The 16,688-nt window shown below is 68.5% G+C and carries 13 protein-coding genes and 2 tRNA genes; 7 read left to right on the top strand and 8 right to left on the bottom strand.

The genetic code is table 11. From position 1 onward, the window contains the following. Positions 1–190 precede the first annotated feature (190 nt). Together D7X32_RS45025 and D7X32_RS47860 are read right to left on the bottom strand one after the other, a co-directional pair. A complete protein-coding gene (locus tag D7X32_RS45025; protein WP_147450208.1) occupies positions 191–1,294 on the bottom strand; it encodes a hypothetical protein in 1,104 nt (367 codons plus the stop codon). A gap of 511 nt (positions 1,295–1,805) precedes the next feature. Beyond that, positions 1,806–2,081, bottom strand: a complete 276-nt coding sequence (locus tag D7X32_RS47860) for a phage antirepressor KilAC domain-containing protein (protein ID WP_369333694.1) — start codon at positions 2,079–2,081, stop codon at positions 1,806–1,808. Positions 2,082–2,768: 687 nt separating this feature from the next. Between D7X32_RS47860 and D7X32_RS45020 the strand changes: the two genes are divergently transcribed. The 4 genes from D7X32_RS45020 to tnpC all read left to right on the top strand — a co-directional run bounded on the left by D7X32_RS45020 (position 2,769) and on the right by tnpC (position 6,042). Beyond that, positions 2,769–3,527 carry a hypothetical protein gene (locus tag D7X32_RS45020; RefSeq protein ID WP_147450207.1) on the top strand — a complete coding sequence of 253 codons (759 nt, stop codon included), beginning with the start codon at positions 2,769–2,771 and terminating at the stop codon, positions 3,525–3,527. 281 nt (positions 3,528–3,808) lie between these two features. Next, positions 3,809–4,123 carry an IS66 family insertion sequence element accessory protein TnpA gene (gene tnpA / locus D7X32_RS46005; protein WP_167506495.1) on the top strand — a complete coding sequence of 105 codons (315 nt, stop codon included), beginning with the start codon at positions 3,809–3,811 and terminating at the stop codon, positions 4,121–4,123. Between the two features lie 4 nt (positions 4,124–4,127). Next, the gene (gene tnpB / locus D7X32_RS21055) at positions 4,128–4,493 is read left to right on the top strand and encodes an IS66 family insertion sequence element accessory protein TnpB (protein ID WP_120604355.1); all 366 of its coding nucleotides are present in this window, start codon (positions 4,128–4,130) and stop codon (positions 4,491–4,493) included. A 58-nt stretch (positions 4,494–4,551) separates the two neighbouring features. Beyond that, positions 4,552–6,042 (top strand): IS66 family transposase, encoded by a 1,491-nt coding sequence (gene tnpC, locus D7X32_RS21050; RefSeq protein WP_120604359.1) that lies wholly within the window; start codon positions 4,552–4,554, stop codon positions 6,040–6,042. On the opposite strand, the gene D7X32_RS47855 is transcribed toward tnpC, so the two are convergent. From D7X32_RS47855 to D7X32_RS21035, 3 genes are all read right to left on the bottom strand, one after another. Continuing rightward, positions 5,974–6,864: a transposase gene (locus D7X32_RS47855; RefSeq protein ID WP_120604354.1), complete on the bottom strand. Its 891-nt coding sequence runs from the start codon at positions 6,862–6,864 to the stop codon at positions 5,974–5,976. The genes tnpC and D7X32_RS47855 overlap by 69 nt on opposite strands. Before the next feature lie 171 nt (positions 6,865–7,035). Beyond that, the gene (locus tag D7X32_RS21040; protein WP_120604353.1) at positions 7,036–7,701 is read right to left on the bottom strand and encodes a glutathione S-transferase family protein; all 666 of its coding nucleotides are present in this window, start codon (positions 7,699–7,701) and stop codon (positions 7,036–7,038) included. Positions 7,702–7,755: 54 nt separating this feature from the next. Beyond that, positions 7,756–9,438 (bottom strand): SulP family inorganic anion transporter, encoded by a 1,683-nt coding sequence (locus tag D7X32_RS21035; protein WP_279635598.1) that lies wholly within the window; start codon positions 9,436–9,438, stop codon positions 7,756–7,758. A gap of 252 nt (positions 9,439–9,690) precedes the next feature. Here D7X32_RS21035 and D7X32_RS21030 point away from each other — a divergent pair, with 252 nt between their 5' ends. Together D7X32_RS21030 and D7X32_RS21025 are read left to right on the top strand one after the other, a co-directional pair. Continuing rightward, positions 9,691–11,187 (top strand): HAMP domain-containing sensor histidine kinase, encoded by a 1,497-nt coding sequence (locus tag D7X32_RS21030; protein ID WP_147450206.1) that lies wholly within the window; start codon positions 9,691–9,693, stop codon positions 11,185–11,187. Further along, complete coding sequence (locus D7X32_RS21025; protein WP_120604350.1) at positions 11,177–12,622, top strand: sigma-54-dependent transcriptional regulator; 1,446 nt, start codon at positions 11,177–11,179, stop codon at positions 12,620–12,622. The genes D7X32_RS21030 and D7X32_RS21025 overlap by 11 nt, the downstream gene beginning before the upstream one ends. Before the next feature lie 72 nt (positions 12,623–12,694). On the opposite strand, the gene D7X32_RS21020 is transcribed toward D7X32_RS21025, so the two are convergent. Continuing rightward, on the bottom strand, positions 12,695–15,577 hold the full coding sequence (locus D7X32_RS21020) for an ELWxxDGT repeat protein (protein WP_158625724.1): 2,883 nt from the start codon (positions 15,575–15,577) through the stop codon (positions 12,695–12,697). Between the two features lie 363 nt (positions 15,578–15,940). On the opposite strand from D7X32_RS21020, the gene D7X32_RS21015 reads away from it, so the two are divergent. After that, positions 15,941–16,288 (top strand): hypothetical protein, encoded by a 348-nt coding sequence (locus tag D7X32_RS21015; protein WP_120604348.1) that lies wholly within the window; start codon positions 15,941–15,943, stop codon positions 16,286–16,288. A 135-nt stretch (positions 16,289–16,423) separates the two neighbouring features. Here D7X32_RS21015 and D7X32_RS21010 read toward each other — a convergent pair. Together D7X32_RS21010 and D7X32_RS21005 are read right to left on the bottom strand one after the other, a co-directional pair. Next, positions 16,424–16,500, bottom strand: a tRNA-Asp gene (locus D7X32_RS21010). Between the two features lie 12 nt (positions 16,501–16,512). Continuing rightward, positions 16,513–16,584 (bottom strand) — tRNA-Val (locus D7X32_RS21005). Positions 16,585–16,688 lie beyond the last annotated feature (104 nt).

Genomic DNA, 16,688 nt, shown 5'->3' with positions numbered 1-16,688 from the left:
TGAAGTCCGCCGCCGTCTTCAACAGGTGCTGTTGCACTGGATAGGCGTCTGCCCCCTCTGCCGCAGGCTCGTCGACGACTCGAACCTGCCGCGCGGCCCCTCACGAATCTGATCAGGTGGTACTAGCAGGCACTTTGCCCGTGGCCAGTCCACAGGAGGCAAAATGGGAAACGGGTGCTCGCGTGGGCTGTCAGCGAATCCGGTGCGGCCCTGGAAACTCCTCGGACAGGCCAGGGACTACGGACAGGTTTCGGTTGAATCGGAAGCCCTGATCGAGCTGCTTCACAAGCCCTTCTGGCGCCGAGGCCCCGGCGCCCGCCAGCGGACAATAGATGATCTCTTCCTGTGAGGAGAGTGCCGCCGAACCGTCATCGCAGTGTGGGTGCATAGTCCAAATAGCAGCCGAAACGGACGTGTTGTCGACAAATCGACCGCTGTCTTTTTGCACGCTCGACGTTCGCGAAAACGAATTGGAGCGCCCAATCGAGTGGTGCCAGTAGAGGGATTGGCCTTTGATTCCATAATGGGCATTGTAAATTCGCCCGGAGTAGCGATAGCGCAGCCCTTCGTTATCAAGATAGCCGTCGGGAAGAAAGTCCAGCGGCAGTAGGAGATTGGAACTAACAATCACGTTCAACAGTTTCACGCCGTAAGCGACACTCTGCTTGCTCCCCGATTTAATGCTTCGGAGCTTTGATACCGTGGACCATCCGCCACCAAAACGCTCTGGCTGAGGAACGACTCCGCCAAAAGCGCCGCCCCGGCCTGACTTCTTCGCCGCCTTCACGGCACTGAGAAGTTCGTCGAGAAATCGGTTGCGGGCACCGACTCTCTCCTTCGTCTCACTAATGGTCGCCACCTCGACGGCGACATTTTGGCCTCCCCAAGAGAAGACGAACTCCGGGGACTTGCCCAAATTGTTCCCCCTTTCCGTGGGAAACGAAACGCTGAGCCCCGATCTCACTACGGAGTAAGCCGAGCGAATTTCGTTCCATTTAGCCCAAAACTGGTGCTCATCTCGTAGGTCACGCAGGCCGTCAACACGCTGATCGAAATGTTGCGCCGACGCCAACTCACTGAATGCGGCATTCGCCGTCCGGAGCGTCGCCCCATCGCCGGCACACACTATGCGCAGTAGAGGATGGCATTGGACTTGATGGGTCGCAACCCCTAGCTCGCCAAATTGGCCTCGCAGCCACTTGCCGCCAATTGCTTCTTCGTAGGCCGGTGCAGACGCCAGCCGACTCTCACATAGCTCAATCCACCAGTTCTTCGAATACTGCTCCGCAGGCATTGTGCCCTCCAATTTCGCCCCGGGCGGGTGCCTGATGAGCATGTCTTCCGCCTCCCGTAGCGGATGGGGATGGTTTGAGTCTTGAAGACCCTCGCTCGGGAGGAGTTCGCAGACGCCCGCTGGGCTTGGCAACACTACCACTGTCGCCTCGATGAGCAGAGCCTCAGGCAGAGCGCGGAATGCGACGAAACACCGTCGCCGCAGAAGCCCTTCGATGCGGAGGTGAGTCTCGCGACAGCACTTGTCCAGCGCTCAACGAACCGCAAGAAGCGCTCCTCGGGCGGCTCATGCGGGCGGTCCAGCCGCTTTGGGACCTGGACCGTCATTCGCCACCTCGCCCGCTGGGGCGCACGGGCGTGGCGTCGCGCGGAGGAAGCTCCCACAGGACTTGGCCCGGCGGGCGCGGGCACCGCGACGAAGCACCGGTCCTTGTGCTCCGCCGTCTTCGGCAGACACTGCGCCGTGTCGCTCAGCTCCAGCCAACACCCACCGTTGACTTCCCGCTCAGGCTTCATTCGGGGCGGCACCTTCTGCCTGCACAGAGGCCTGTTGGGTACGAGACGACGAAGAAGCCCCGCTGGATGAAGTCAGCGTAGGGCTCCAGCACTTTACGCTGGTTGCGGAAGGTGCTGCGGTCTTCCTCCCGCGAGCGATTGAGAGTCATCGGAGGGATGCTCAGACCCTTCGCTGAGTTGCTCAACGATAGGCACGTCTCCGAGCTCGTGTACCGGTCCACGAACTTCACGGCTAGCTGTTGGGCAAGAAGTCGCGCCTGCTGGGCGTCCATCTTCTCGGCCAGGTCCGCCGCGAGGCGCAGGGCCTCCGGTCGCGTCTTCGGCACCGCGAAGGTGGGCGCGGCGAACGGAGGTGCCTACCCGGTGGCTACTGCAATGAACGTCTGAATGACCGCGACATCGAAAGGCGGGGACACCTATGCCGCGTGGGTGGTGGCGAGTTTGTGGCAGACGTAAGTGCCCAGCTCGGGACCGCAGTTGATGACCTCGACAGGAGCACTTCTCACTTCCGAGAAGTGGTCCAGCGCTGCTACCAAATCGCGCGCCGAGTCGATTCGGAGGGAAATGGCTAGTTTGTGCTGGGCCTCTCCGTCGGCTGCGCTGTGCAATTCGTTGAGACGGTACCTGCCGCCGGCGTCCTTCGTGATTAGGACTACGGCGACCTGGATGCTGGTGGGCCTGCGGTTCGATATGCTGACCTCGGAAAGACACCTCGCCCGCAGATGCAATGAACACCGGCGGTGCGGCGGCACCGACTGGCCCGAGGATGGGCTGGTGGCGACGAGATGGTGGGAGCGGTCTTCATGGTGCCGATACCCCACCGTCTCCCGGCGTGTGGACAAGGTTCAGAAGCAGAGGTGACGCTCCGAGGAAGAAGCTCGCGGACGAGGTTCAGCTGGCGCCCCAGCGCCCAGGGTGCCCGTTGACGGGGCCGGGCGGGGCGCGGGAGGCTTACCCGCATGCACCTCTCCGTTCTCACAGTTGGCATTCTGCTCGCCAGTACCGTATCTGCGGCCCCGCCGAAGCCTGAACTACGACCTATGTTCGGTGACATCCCGGCCATTGGGAGCAATGCATGGCTGTCGATGGACTGTGACGGCGAGCCACCGTACCAGACGCTGAACTGTCGTTTCATCCAGACGAGCATCAGCCGCAAGTCCGATGCGGAGGTGGCGGCGGGGCTTGCGAAAGATCGAGAGAGTCTTTCAGCCGACCTCAATGGTCTCATGAAAGAGAACACGAAACGCTGCGCGGTCGCCCATCTTTCAGATTGGCGCAAGAAACTTGCCGCCGCTTCGACGCAAAGCACAGAGGCTCGAAATCGAGCCGACACGATGGTGCTCGAACAATACGAGGCCGCGTGTGAATGCAAGACGCCACAGTGCGTAGTCGAAGCCTACTTGAAAATGAGGGAGATCATCGCAAAGACCTGCCACATCAGCACCAATGCATTCGAGGTTTTGTTCACACGAATGAATAAAAAGAAGTGGATCAATCAGCCGAGACCCAGCGGCATTTGTAATGTGGTGACGGCTGTCATTCTGGAACGCCAGGACGACACGGGGGTCATGTGGACGTACACGCAGACGCGAGTCGCCGTTGATGACGATGCGGCAGTTTGCAAGGGCTTTGAACTAAATAAGCCGCTGACCTTTACAAGCGGTGGCTCCAGCGCAGTCGTCCTCGACTGCTCCGGCATCGACACATCGGTCTTTTAGGGGGACTGACCGCGCCTTGCTCTGTTGCGATCCTCAGGCGGCCTGCAGGAGCGCACAGTTGTGCAGCACTCCATGCAGGAGTGTTTCGCGGGCGCGTCGACGCCAGGTGCGTCCCGCGAGCACATCTCCGAAGCGCCGTTTGTGGCTGGAGAAGAAGCTCTCGGCCTGCCAACGCTGGCCATACAGGCGTTTGGGAAGGTGCAGCAGCAAGGTAACCGTCCGGCCAACGACGTGCCGTGAGGGATTGCCGGGGGCGCGGCGCGCAGCGGACGCTTCTGGGTATGCCGAAGCAGGTGGAGAAGCCGGAGTGGGCGCGCATCGCGGAGGCCTTTGAGGCGAGCGGGCAGACGCAGCGGGAGTTCGCGTTGGCGCGGGGCGTGCGGCTGAGCACGTTGCAGTCGTGGGTATACCGAGCACGACGGAGCGCGCCGTCGCGAGTCGAGCCGGTGAGACTCTTGCCGGTGCAGGTGGCGACGACGCCCGCGGCGCCGGAGTCCCTGCTGGAGGTGGTGGCCGCGAGCGGGGCGCGGGTGCGATTCGCCGTGGGCACCGACGTGACGTACGTGGCCCGGCTCGTCGCCGCGTTGGGACGGTGAGAGGGTGTTCGCGCTGCCTGCCTCGGTGCGCGTGGTGCTGGCGGTGGAGCCGGTGGACATGCGCAAGTCGATTGATGGCCTCATGGCGCTGGTGCGCACGGCATGGGGGGAGGACGTCTACTCGGGCCACCTCTTCGCCTTCGTCTCCAGGAGGGGCGACCGGGTCAAGGTGCTGACGTGGAGCCGGGGCGGCTTCGTGCTTCTGTACAAGCGGCTGGAGACGGGCCGCTTCCGGCTGCCGCCGGTGGACGCGGGCGCGCAGGCGGTGACGCTGGACGCCACGCAGTTGGCCATGCTGCTGGACGGCATCGACGTGGCCCAGGTGAGGCGCCAGCCCGCCTGGACGCCTCCCGGGCGCACGGGCACCTGACGCGCCTGGCCCGGGACGCGGCGCGGCGCAGGCGTGTTGAGGTGAGGTGCCCCGAGAGCTGCCTCAGGACCACTTCTGCCCCTGGCGCGAGGAGGCGGAGGAACTCAAGGAGCGCCTGACGTCGCTGGAGGCGAAGATGGCGACGCTGGAGCGCCACGTCTTCGGCCGCAGGGCGGAGAAGCTACCTTCGGTGGCGACGGAGCTGCGCGGGGACGGCGCGGACACGAAGGCGGCGCGGGCCGAGGCCGCGAAGCAGAAGCGCCAGCAGCGAGCCGCCCGCAAGGCCGAGGAGGCCCCGGCGCGGGAGATTCGCCACGCGGTGCCTGCCGAGGAGCGCCACTGCCCGGCGTGCGGCAGCGAGGACTTGAAGCCCCTGGGCCAGGGCCGCACCTCGGTGGTGTACGAGTACGTGCCGGCCCGCTTCGAGAAGCAGGTGCACGTGCAGGAAGTCCTCTCGTGCGCGTGCGGCCGGGGCGTCGTCACCGCCCCGCCTCCGGCCCGGGTGGTGGACCGGGGCGAGTACGGCCCCGGCTTCCTGGCCCACGTCGTGGTTTCCAAGTGCGCCGACGCGATGCCACTGCACCGGCTGGCCCAGCGGATTGAGCGCGGTGGGGTGCCCATGAGTCGCAGCACCCTGACGGACCTCTTCCACCAGGCCGCCTCGGTGCTGCTGCCTCTGTCCCAGCACCTCTTGCAAGTCATTGCCGCCGCCGAGGTGGTGTGGGCCGACGAGACGCCGCTTCGCGTGCTGGACGTGAAGAAGACGCGCCAGGGCTACCTCTGGACTTTCCTCACCCAGACGCCCGCGGGTGAGTGGCTGCTGGGCTACCGCTTCAGCCTGGGCCGGGCCAGCACGACGCCCAAGGAAGTCCTGGGCGGCACCCGGGGCGCCCTCGTGGTGGATGCCTATACGGGCTACAACGCGGTGACGCTGCCCGAGGGGCGCGTCCGCGTGGGCTGCTGGGCCCACGTGCGTCGCCGCTTCTTCGAGGCGCTCCCCACCGCGCCCGAAGCCCGCCAGGCCCTGGACTTCATCCTCGCCCTCTACCGCGTGGAAGCCCTGGCTCGCGACGCGGCCGTCGTGCGCACCGACGCGCACCGCGAGCTGCGCCAGCAGCAGAGCCTCCCCGTCCTCACGGCGCTGCGTGCGTGGATGGAATCGCAGACTCCGCGCCACCTGCCCAAGGGCCCCATGGGCCAGGCCCTCTCCTACGCCCTGAAGCAATGGGACGCCCTGACGCGATTCTCTTCCGACGCGCGCCTGCCTCTGGACAACAACCGCTCGGAGGCGGCGCTGCGCAAGGCGGCCCTGGGCCGGAAGAATTTCCTCTTCGTCGGCCACGAGGCCGCGGGGGAGAATCTCGCCGGCCTCTACGCCCTCGTCGCCACCTGCGAGGCCAACGGCGTCAACCCCGAAGACTACCTGGCCGACGTGCTGCTGCGTGTGCAGACGCATCCCCACTCGTGCATTGGTGAGCTGCTACCTCACGAGTGGAAGCGGCGACGCACCGCCGACCCGCCCGAGTCGCCCCTCCAGCTCAGTCCCTGAACAACTCGCTCCTCGCGGCGCCCGCCGAGCACGGCCGGGGCCTGTCTTCAAGCGTCCCGGCACGACGTCCACCGGACGGTTACGCAGCAAGTGCCTCCGCTCAGGATTCTGCACCCGCGAAGGGTGAGGACAGTTGGGCGGGGGCTTCACTCGGATAATCGGGCGCAGCCGTTGGGTGTGGCAGAGCTGAAGCGTCTGCGCGGAGTCATACCCGGCATCGGCGAGAAGCATGCGCGAAGAGCGGCGGTGCTGGGCTTGGAGCACCAGCTCTTGCACCTCGCAGGTGTCATGGCGCGGGCCCACGTCGGCGACCTGGGCCAAAAGCAGGTGGCTGCGCGTGTCGACTCCAATGCTCCACTTGGGATAGCCCCGCCAGCCCCCGCGAGCGCACGCGGAAGGGCGCGTCTTGAAGCGGAAGAAATGCCGGCTCGTCCACCCGGACGCCAGACTTGTGGAGTCCAGCGCCAGCGTAGAGCCCGCACTGCCACTGGGGCGAATCAGGCCCGAGCGCTCCGTCATGCGGACCGTTTCATCCAACAGGCGCCCCAACCGAGGTGGGGGGAGTCGGCGTTGTGCTCGCCAGAGCGTCGTGTGGTCCGGAGCGCTCTTGAGACCGAGCACCTGACGCAGCGATTCATGCTCAACGAGCAGCACTTCCGCTCCTCGCAGGTCCAAGCGGTAGAAGCGCTGAACCAGCAGGCACGCTGTCAATTGAGGCAGGGTGAAGTCGTGGCGACTGTACTTGGAGCTATAGCGCGGCAGCGCCTGCTCGGCCGCCGCCAGCGCCACCCGAGCAAGCTTCAAGCACGATTTGGTGAGCATGCCTCTTCACCTGGGCATGCCCATCGAGGATCGCAACAGAGCAACCGCGCCTCACCGCTGCCGCGCGCTCTCGCTGCATCCGTTCGTCCTCGTCGCTCGTGAGCGCAGGCCGTTCCTGTCGCGCGGGGGAGCGGCATCGTGCGCCCCTACTAAAGGCACCACCTTCCTTACTCACTCAAGGAACGTGGGGCCGCCGCGCTCCACCGCGCGCTGGTAGGCCGGGCGCTCGCGAATGCGGGCGAGGAAGTCCTTGAGCCGCACCATCCGAGTGGTGTCCCCGCGCGACAAGAGCGCCTCCACGGGGTAGCTCATCTGGATGTCCGCGACGCTGAATGCCTCCCCGGCGAACCAGGGCGAGCGCGCAAGCTCTGCTTCGAGAAAGCCCACGTGGCGCGTGAGGTTGGGGCGCACGAGCTGTTGCTCCAACGTCCCCCCGATGCGCCCGGTCACAGGCTTCAAGAAGAAGGGCACCGGCGCCTTGCGGATGCGCTGCGCGATGAGCGCGACCAGCAGCGGAGGCATGAGCGAGCCCTCCGCGTAGTGCAGGAAGTAGCGGTAGCGCAGGGCTTCGGGCGTCCCTGGTGGCGGCGTGAACCTGCCGCCCCCGTGCCGCTCCACGAGGTACTCGAGGATGGCCGCGGACTCCGCGATGGTGGCGTCACCGTCGGTGAGGACTGGGGACTTGCCGAGCGGGTGCACCTGGGCCAGCTCTGGCGGAGCCAGGAGCGTCTTGGGGTCCCGGCTGTAGTGGACCACCTCATAGGGCAGTCCCAGCTCTTCGAGCAGCCACAGCACCCGGTGCGACCGCGAGCGTTCGAGATGATGAACCTTGAGCATGGCGGGTTATCTATCCCGCCCCTCAATCGCGAACCAGCTGCCGTGCGCAGCGCTCTACGGGTGCGCGGAGTGCGCGATGTGCGCAGGGTGCGCGGAGGGCACGGGGAGGGTGACAGGCTCCATGGGCGCGGGCGCGGGCGCGGGGTGCACAAGGCCTGCCCCCAGGAGCGCCTCCTCGATCGAGCCATGCATCCGCGCTTCGAGCAGGTGTTGCGCAATCGGCTCGAGCGCGGCCTCCAGCTGGGGCGGCACCTTCACCAGGGCCAGGTGCGAGCTGCGCACGGCGAGGAACTCCGCCAGGTACTGGAGCGTCGCCGCACCGGCGGCGTCCACCAGCGACACGCGCGACAGGTCGATGACCACGAGCTTCGCCCAGGGGGGGCCGTCGACGAGCTCGTAGAGCTTGAGGTGGTTGATGAACAGGATGGGCCCGTCCACCCGCGCAACCAGGAGGTCCAGCGCCTCGGGGGCGTTGGGTGCTTCCGGGGACTGCACGTGCAGACCGCGCTGCAGCTGCGACGCATCCGTCACCCGCTGCACCTCCAGCCGCAGGGCGCCATGGCGCCGCACGTAGAGGAGGCTCGCCAGCGCGAGCCCGGCCCCGATGCCAGCAAACACATTGAACACAGCAATGCCCAGCGCGGTGACGACCACCACGCTCAACGTCGACTTGGATTGATTCCACATGGCAACAAGGCCCTCCAGGTTGAGCAGACGCACCCCCACGACCAGCAGGATGGCGGTGAGTGCGGCAATGGGGATGCGCGCCACCAGCGGCGCGAGCAGCGCCATGGCCACGAAGAGCCACAGTGCATGCATGACAGAGGCGGCGCGGGTGCGCGCACCCGCTTGAATGGACGCGCTGGCGCGCACGATGGCGCCCATCACCGGAAAGCCGCCGAACACACCGGCCGCGAGGTTGGCCAGCCCTTGCGCGATCAGGTCCTGGTCCAGGTCACTGTGCGTGCGCGCACCCGTGAGCGCATCCAGCGAGCTCGTCGCGAGCAGCGAGCCGAGCGACGCAAGCAGCGCGAGGCCCAGGGCCGCAGGCAGGAGGCTCGCGAGGTGCACGCCTTCGAAGGACGGCAGCGACGGCGTGGGCAGCGAGCGGGGCAGGGCGCCCACCGCGTCGTAGCCCGCCCCCAGCCAGACCATGAGCCCGGTGCCGAGCGTCAGCCCCACGAGCACCGCGGGGATGCGCTTGTGCAGCCGGGGCAGGGCGACCATGGCCAGCGCCGTGAGGGCTCCGGCGGCGACCCCGAGCCAGCCCACGTGTCCGCCCCAGGTGCGCTGCGCCACGAGCGCCACGGCGTTCGCGTGCGTGTCCTCCACCGCGAACAGCCGCGGCAGCTGCGTGTTGAGCAGCAAGAGCCCGATGCCCACCGTGAAGCCCATCACCACCGGCCGGGGGATGAGCCGCGCGAACCGCCCGGCGCGCGCGAGCCCCAACGCCACCTGCATGGCGCCCGCGAGCACCGTGGCGATGGCGAGGCCCGCGGCTCCATGCGCCGCCACGATGGCCGCGGCCAGGGGCAGCAGCGCCGCCTCGGGGCCCGTGACCTGGAAGCGGCTGCCGCTGAGCAGCCCGCCCACGACGCCCGCCACCACGCCGGAGACGAGCCCCACGCTCGCGGGCAGTCCCGCCGCGGTCGCGAGCGCGACGTTGAGAGGCAGGGCCACGCACGCCACGCTCAGGCCGGCGGCCGCATCGGCTGGCAGGCTGCTTGGGTGCACCATCTCGCGCCAGCTTTGGAGGAGCTCGCCCGCACGCCGGGTCGAGAAAGGTCGCTTGGAGAGAGCGGTCGTTGAACGCATGGACGACGGCACCTTTCAGGTGCCGTGCCAGACGCCGTGTCAGAGGGCGGCGTGCCCCCGCTGTCGGTCCATCCCAGCAGCGCCCCTGTCGGCTCGGACCGACACTGTCGGGACCGGCAGACGGTCGTGAGAAGGGACGGGCCGCGTGCACGGACGCGCGTTAGATTGCGCGCCATGTTGGTGCTCCGACTGCGCGCCCGGCTCCTGTTGTCCTACGCGGTGGTCACCGCGCTGCTGGTGGCGGCGTTCTCACAGATGGCCGTGGGCCTCATGCACACCCACGAGGTGGTGGCGAGCGTGGGGCAGGAGGAGCTCGCATCCTTCGAGCGGGAGCAGCGTGTGTACGTCGCGGCCTGGGCGCTCGAACTGGCGGTGCGGCGCGGGGTGGTGGCCTGCGAGCAGCGCGACAGCAGCGCGGCCACCGTGCACCGCGCCGTCGCCAGCGCACGCCGGGATCTCCAGACCGCGCTCGGCGCTGGCACGGAGCAGCTCGATGCGGGCTTCCGCGCGAGCGCCCAGGACTATGTGCAGTACGCCCTGCAATTGGAGCAGGCCGGCACCTGTGAGTCGATGCTGTCGTTTCCCCTGCGTGAGCGGCGGCTTCAGCTGGATGAGGTCCTCACCACGGTCTGGTCCGAGCGCACGCGGGACATGCGCCTGGCCATCCAGGCGAAGGAGGACCACGCGCGTGCCATCGGCTCGGCGGCGCTGAGCTCGGGCGGACTCTTCGGCCTCCTGGGCATCCTCGCCGCGGGAGTGCTCGCCTTGTCGCAGGCGCGCGCGGTGTCGAACTCGGTGGCGCTGCTCTCCACGCACGCGCGCCGCATTGGCCAGGGGGATTTCAGCCCCCTGCCCCCATTGCGCGGACCCGAGGAGCTGCGCGCGCTCTCGCTGGATCTGGACCGCATGCGTGCGCGCCTGGCGGAGCTGGACCAGCTCAAGAGCGCGTTCGTGGCCTCGGTGTCCCATGACCTGCGCACGCCGCTGGCGCGGGTGCGTGAGGCCCTCTCGCTCCTGGGCGATGGCAGCACGGGCCCCCTGACGCCGCAGCAGGCCCGCGTGGTGAAGCTCGCACAGGCCGCGTGCGAGCGTGAGATCCGCATGGTGACCTCCGTGTTGGATCTGTCGCGCGTGCAGTCCGGCCAGCCGCTGCAGCGCAATGCCGGGGCCTCGGTGGACCAGATTGTCCGCAACGTCCTCCAGGACCTCGCCTTTGAAGCGGATGAGCGCAAGGTCCAATTGGTCTACGAAGCGGCCTCGAAGCCCGTGCGTGCGCCCATCGATGACCCTCTTGTCGAGCGTGCCCTGTCCAACCTGGTGAGCAACGCCATCTCTGTCTCCAGCGCGGGCAAGACGGTGCGCATCTCGTGTGAGCTGGTGAGCCGCAAGCGCCCTGGCGCCGCCAGCCCCGTGCCGGCGGTCCAGCTGTCCGTCGCGGACCAGGGCCCGGGCGTGCCCGCGCACGCGCGCGAGTGGATCTTCCGGCCCTTCGCGAGCCTCGAGGTCGGCGGGCGCCGCAGCACGGGGCTGGGCCTCACCATCGCGCGCGAGATGATCACCGCGCACGGAGGGGAACTGTCGCTCGCGGACACGCCCGGGCCTGGAGCCACCTTCACCTTCTGGATTCCCCTCGAGGACCCCGCGTCCCCTGGAGGCCGCCTTGACACCTGAGTCCCCCGTCCAGCAGCCCCATGTGCTCCTGGTGGACGATGACCTCCAGCTCGCGGAGCTCATGTCCATGCGGATGACTTCACGCGGCTATCGCGTGACCGTGGAGGGCGAGGGGAGAGGCGCCCTGCGCAGGCTCGCGCAGGAGCGCGTGGACGCGATGGTGCTCGACCTGCGCCTGGAGGACATGGATGGCATGGAGGTGCTCCGGGCCGCGCGGCAGTGTGCTCCCGAGCTGTCCGTCATCATGCTCACCGCGCACGGCTCCATCGAGACCGCGGTGCAGGCCATGCAGGAGGGGGCCTACGGCTTCCTCACCAAGCCGTTTCACGACCACGAGCTCATGCAGAAGCTCACGCACGCGCTCGAGCGCTCGCGTCTGCGCCGGGAGGTGGCCGAGCTGCGGCTGCGCATGGGTGAAAGCGGCGAGCCCTTGCTCCTGGGGATCAGCGAGGCCATTTCGCGCGTGCGCGAGGTGCTTGCCCGCATTGCCCCCACTGACGCCACCGTCCTGCTCACCGGCGAGAGCGGCACCGGCAAGGAGCTGGCGGCGCGGATGCTCCACGTGCTCTCGCGCCGCAACACGGCGCGCTTCGTCGCCGTCAACTGCGGCGCCCTTCCGCCAGAGCTGCTGGAGAGCGAGCTGTTCGGACACGTGAAGGGCGCGTTCTCCGGGGCCGTGCGCGAGCGCGAAGGCCTGTTTGGCGCGGCCAACGGCGGCACGCTGTTCCTGGATGAGATTGGCGAGGCGTCCCCGTCCGTGCAGGTGAAGCTCTTGCGCGTGCTGCAGGAGCAGCGGCTCACGCGCGTAGGCGCGGACGTGGAGGAGCCCGTGGACGTGCGGGTGGTCGCCGCCACCAACCGGGACCTCGCGGAGGAGGTGGCCGCGAAGCGCTTCCGTCAGGACCTCTACTTCCGGCTGCACGTGGTGCCCATCGAGCTGCCACCCTTGCGCGAGCGGATCGAGGACATCCCCTTGCTCGCGCAGCTCTTCCTGGAGCGCACGGCGAACCGCTATGGCCTGCGTCCGCCGCGCCTCGCGCCCGCGACGGTGGAACTGCTGCAGCGCTATGGCTGGCCTGGCAACGTCCGGGAGCTCATCCACGAGATGGAGGCCGCGGTGCTCCTGGCCGGCGCGGACGAACTCCAACCGCGGCATGTGCCTCGCCTGGGTCAGGCGCTGGAGCGGCCCCCCGCCGAGAGCGCGCAGCTGCCAGGCGTTCCAGGCGGGACCGCGGACCTGCCCTCGCTGCGCGAAGCACGCGATGCCTTCGAGCGCGCCTACCTCGCGGAGGCCATGCGCCGCAGCAGCGGCAGTGTCAGTGCCGCGGCTCGGATGGCCGGACGCAACCGGAGCGACTTCTACGACCTGCTCAAGCGGCACGGACTGTCCGCCGCGGACTTCAAGGCAACCTCCGAGGGCGGGCCCACGCGCTGAGCCCGCCCATCCATGAGCGCCTGGGCGGTGTCTCCATCCGGCGCCCATGGCTTGACCGCGCTTCACGGCATCTCAGTCGTCAAGGTCCTCGCGTTCCAGCGCCCACCATTCCCGGCCCGTGGGTGAGAAGCCGAGGAAGAAGTAGACGTGCTCGCGCGTGGCGGTGAAGAGGTACGGGTCACCCCCTGTCAGTCCTGGCGCCAGTTCCTGGAGCTGGCGCGTTCCGCGGCGCGTGCCATCGCTCCGCCACAGCTCCGGCCCGGTGTGGCCGCCATCCGCGGAGAACAGCAGCTTGCCGGCCACGGGGAAGAGCCAGGCAGGCGACGCGCTGGCGGGCCCAGGGGCGATGTCCTTGAAGAGCCGCGTGCCCGCGTGCGTGCCGTCGCTCACCCACAGCTCCCGGCCCGTGGGCCCCCCGTCCTGGGCGCTGAAGAAGAGGCGTCCGCCGAAGGCCACCAGGAACTGCGGCGGGTCCATCACCGCGCCGGGCGTGATGTCCTTCACCAGCGCGGTGCCCTCACGGGTGCCGTCCGTCACCCACAGCTCGCGGCCGATATCGGGGTTGTCCGCGACGAAGAAGACACGCCGGCCCACCACGGTCAGATCCGTGGGGAAGGAGCTGTTGCTCCCGGGGAAGATGTCCGCGAGGAGGAAGGTGCCTTCCGGCGTCGCGTCACTGCGCCACATCTCGTCGCCGAGCTCCGAGTATTGGTGGAAGATGAACAGCCCGCCCGCCGCGACGGCGCCCGTGAAATCGAGGCTCTCCTCCCCGGGCATGAGGTCCAGCGCGACGGTCCCCGCGGCCGTGCCATCCGTGCGCCAGAGGTCGAAGCCGGTCGCCTCCTCCGCGGCCATGAAGTACAGGCGGCCCTCCAACTCGATGAAGGCCTGGGGACTGGAGCCGTCAGGCCCGGGCCACAGGTCCTTGACCATCCGCGTACCGGCCGCCGTGCCGTCCGTACGCCAGAGCTCCCACCCGTGCGTCCCGTCGTCCGCCGCGAAGTACGCCACGCCGCCGTGGACGAACGGGGCTTCGAAGAAACGGCTGTCCTGGGGGCCCGGGTGGATGTCCTTCACCATCCGCGTGCCACCCGGGGTGCCGTCGCTCCGCCAGAGCTCGAAGCCGTGGATGCCGTCGTTCGCGAAGAAGAGAAGCGCCCCACCGAACGGCGTCATGTCCCTGGGCTCGGAGCTGTCTGGTCCCGGGCGGATGTCCGCGACGAGCCGGGTGCCTGCCGCCGCGCCGTTCGTCACCCACAGCTCGGCGCCGAAGCTCCGGTCATTCGCCGTGAAGAAGAGCGTCCTGCCCACGCTCGCGCTCTCGGTGATGCGGGGATCGTCCGGTCCGGGGGTGATGTCCTGCACCAGGAAGGCGGGCCCCGCGCCGGGGTCGCGGCTGCGGTTGCCCTGCTCGCTCCCCGACGCAGCGCCGTCCCCGGTCTCGGGGAACACGGCCACGTCGGCAGCCAGCTCCACACTCCCGTTCCTGGCGAGCTTCAGAGCCCACAGCTCGGTGCCCCGCGCCGGTTCGGTGGCAGCGAAGAACACGCGCGAGCCCGAGCGTGTGAAGTCATGTGGCGCGCTCGAGAAGGCGCCCCGCACCAGGTCCGCGATCCGCGCCGTCCCTCGGGCCGTGCCGTCACTGGTCCACGGTTCGTGGCCCCGGCCCTGCTCTCGCGCGGTGAAGAAGAGCCGGCCACCCTGTGCGGTGAGCTGCGCGATGCTGGATCCGGCGGGGCCAGGCATCACGTCCTTCAGCCGGGAGGTTCCGCACTCCGAGCCGTCACTGCGCCACAGCTCGTCCCCCGCGTCGGGCGTGTACGCGGAGAAGTACACCGCGCCGCCCAGGGCGGTGAGCGACCGGATGCGCGGGCTGTCCGCGCCAGGCAGGATGTCCTTCACCATCCGTGTCCCCACGCGCGTGCCATCACTGGTCCACAGCTCGGAGCCGAGCACTCCGTCGTCCGCGCTGAAGAAGAGCCTGCGGCCCACGGTGACGAGCGTATTCGGGCCGTCGAACGCGAGCAGCGCCGGCACATCCGCGACGGCCACGGTCCCCTCGGGCGTGCCGTCGCTCTTCCAGAGCGTGAAGCGCCGGGGGATGTCCTGGCGCACGCCGTCCTTGCTCTTCGCGCCGATGATGGGGGACTGGCCGATGATGAAATAGAGCAGTCCGTCCGCGACGACCGGGCCCGCCGTATAGACGTCGAACCGGTCGGAGAAGTCGAGCAGCGTGACGACCGCTCCCGTCGTCCCGTCCAGTCGCAGGAACCTGTCGCCACCGAAGAAGAAGAGCTGGCCGCCCATCGGCACGAGCGCGGAGGGGGGATAGGCCAGTCCCGTGGGCACCACGCGGGTGGTGCCCGGAAGTCCCTCGGTCCGCCACAGCTGGGTGAGACCGAGCTCCGGCGAATACGCGGTGAAGTAGAGGACTCCCTCCAACGCGGCCAAGGTGGACGGGTACGACGAGTCACCTCCGGCGGCGATGTCCCTCACCAGCCGGGTGCCCGCGCGCGTCCCATTGCTCGTCCACAGCTCCAGGCCATGCGTGCCATCGTCGGCGGCGAAATAGACGCGCCGCCCCGCGGTCATGAGGCCGCGGACAGAGGCACCTGTCTGGCCGGGCCGGATGTCCTCCACGATGCGTGTCCCGCCGGGCGTGCCGTCGCTCTTCCACAGCTCGGAGCCGTGTTCGGCGTCGGTGGCGATGAAGAAGAGCGTGCCGTTCACATCCGTCAGCTCGAACGGGCCCGCGCTGAGCCGGCCAGGGACGCTGTCCTCCACCCGGGACGGGGTGCTTGTCGACGACGCGTTCTGGCTTGCCCCGGCCTCCTGGAGCGCCAGGGCCGCGGGTTCGCCTCCGGCCTCCTCGCCAGGCACCGCCGCGGGGCCGCTACAGGCCAGGCCCAAGAGCAGGGCCAGCGGGGAGATGAGGACTCCGGCATGCAAGCGCATGGGGCTCCCTTCTTTGCGCATGGACGCGCGGAGAGACGGTGCCCAAGGTGAGCACAGTGTCCTGCCGGCACGAGGTGCTCTCCCGGCCGTCCCGCGTGTCGGCTACCGCCCGAAGTGCCCATCACGTCTGGCTTCAGTACCGCCATCGGGATGGAGCGCCGCGCGGCAAGTCCGGCGGAGGCACGGAGCCTCGCGCATGCGGCGGACGCCATGACCTGGCTCCGGACGCACTGAAACCCTTTCAATCACAGACGTGGGCGCGTTCCCGTGGCGAAGCTCATCGGGTCGCCGGGGGCTGAACCGGGTTATGCGGGTCCGCCGTGGCGGGCCCCCCATGCCCCTCCGCGCCTGTCGTTGACCCTCATGGCGCCGCTCCTCGCGAGCGGCTCCGCCACCGCCGCGGACACCGGCTCGAGGCGGTTCGCCGTCTCCATGCAACAGGGACTCTCCTCCCATGTCGCCGGCGTCTGCGTCACCGCTGGCGGCCCGGACCTCCGCTCCGTGACGGTGGACCTGGCCCCCACCCACGGGCGTGTGGGACGGCGTCATTGGAAACATCCCCGCCGGCAAGGCCGCCGGCAGGAGCTCCGCGAGCTGCTCGACCGGGCGGTCTCTCACCGGGGACCGCACTACAGCGAGCGCGTCACGCCCTGCGAGGACGGCCTCCCGCTGAATCCGCCCGGGAAGGCGTTCAAGGACGTCGTGCTCTGAGCCGGAGCGCCCGCCGGGGGCCCAGGGGCCGAGCCGCGCTCCCCGATGGAAGCACCGGCGCGTGAGCGCCATCGGGGTGAGGTGGAGGCCAAAAAAGCGAAAGGCCCGGAACCTTTCGGTTCCGGGCCTCTCTAGTGGCGAGGAGTACGGGACTTGAACCCGTGGCCTCCGGCGTGACAGGCCGGCGTTCTAACCAACTGAACTAACTCCCCACAAAATCTATATGGGCGGAACAGGGATTGAACCTGTGACCATCGCCTTGTAAGGGCGCCGCTCTACCGCTGAGCTATCCGCCCTGCGCGGCCCCGCCGTGATTCAGTGAGGCGGCTTGTACCGTCCTCATCCGCCCCCGTCAAGCATCTGTTTTCGGGGCCCCTGCATTCAGCTCAGCCCCCTCGGA

Origin of the sequence: Corallococcus carmarthensis, assembly GCF_003611695.1 — a bacterium.
Taxonomy (GTDB): Bacteria; Myxococcota; Myxococcia; order Myxococcales; family Myxococcaceae; genus Corallococcus; species Corallococcus carmarthensis.
The sequence above is the reverse complement of the archived record's forward strand: the minus strand, read 5'-3'. Positions and strand labels throughout refer to the sequence as shown.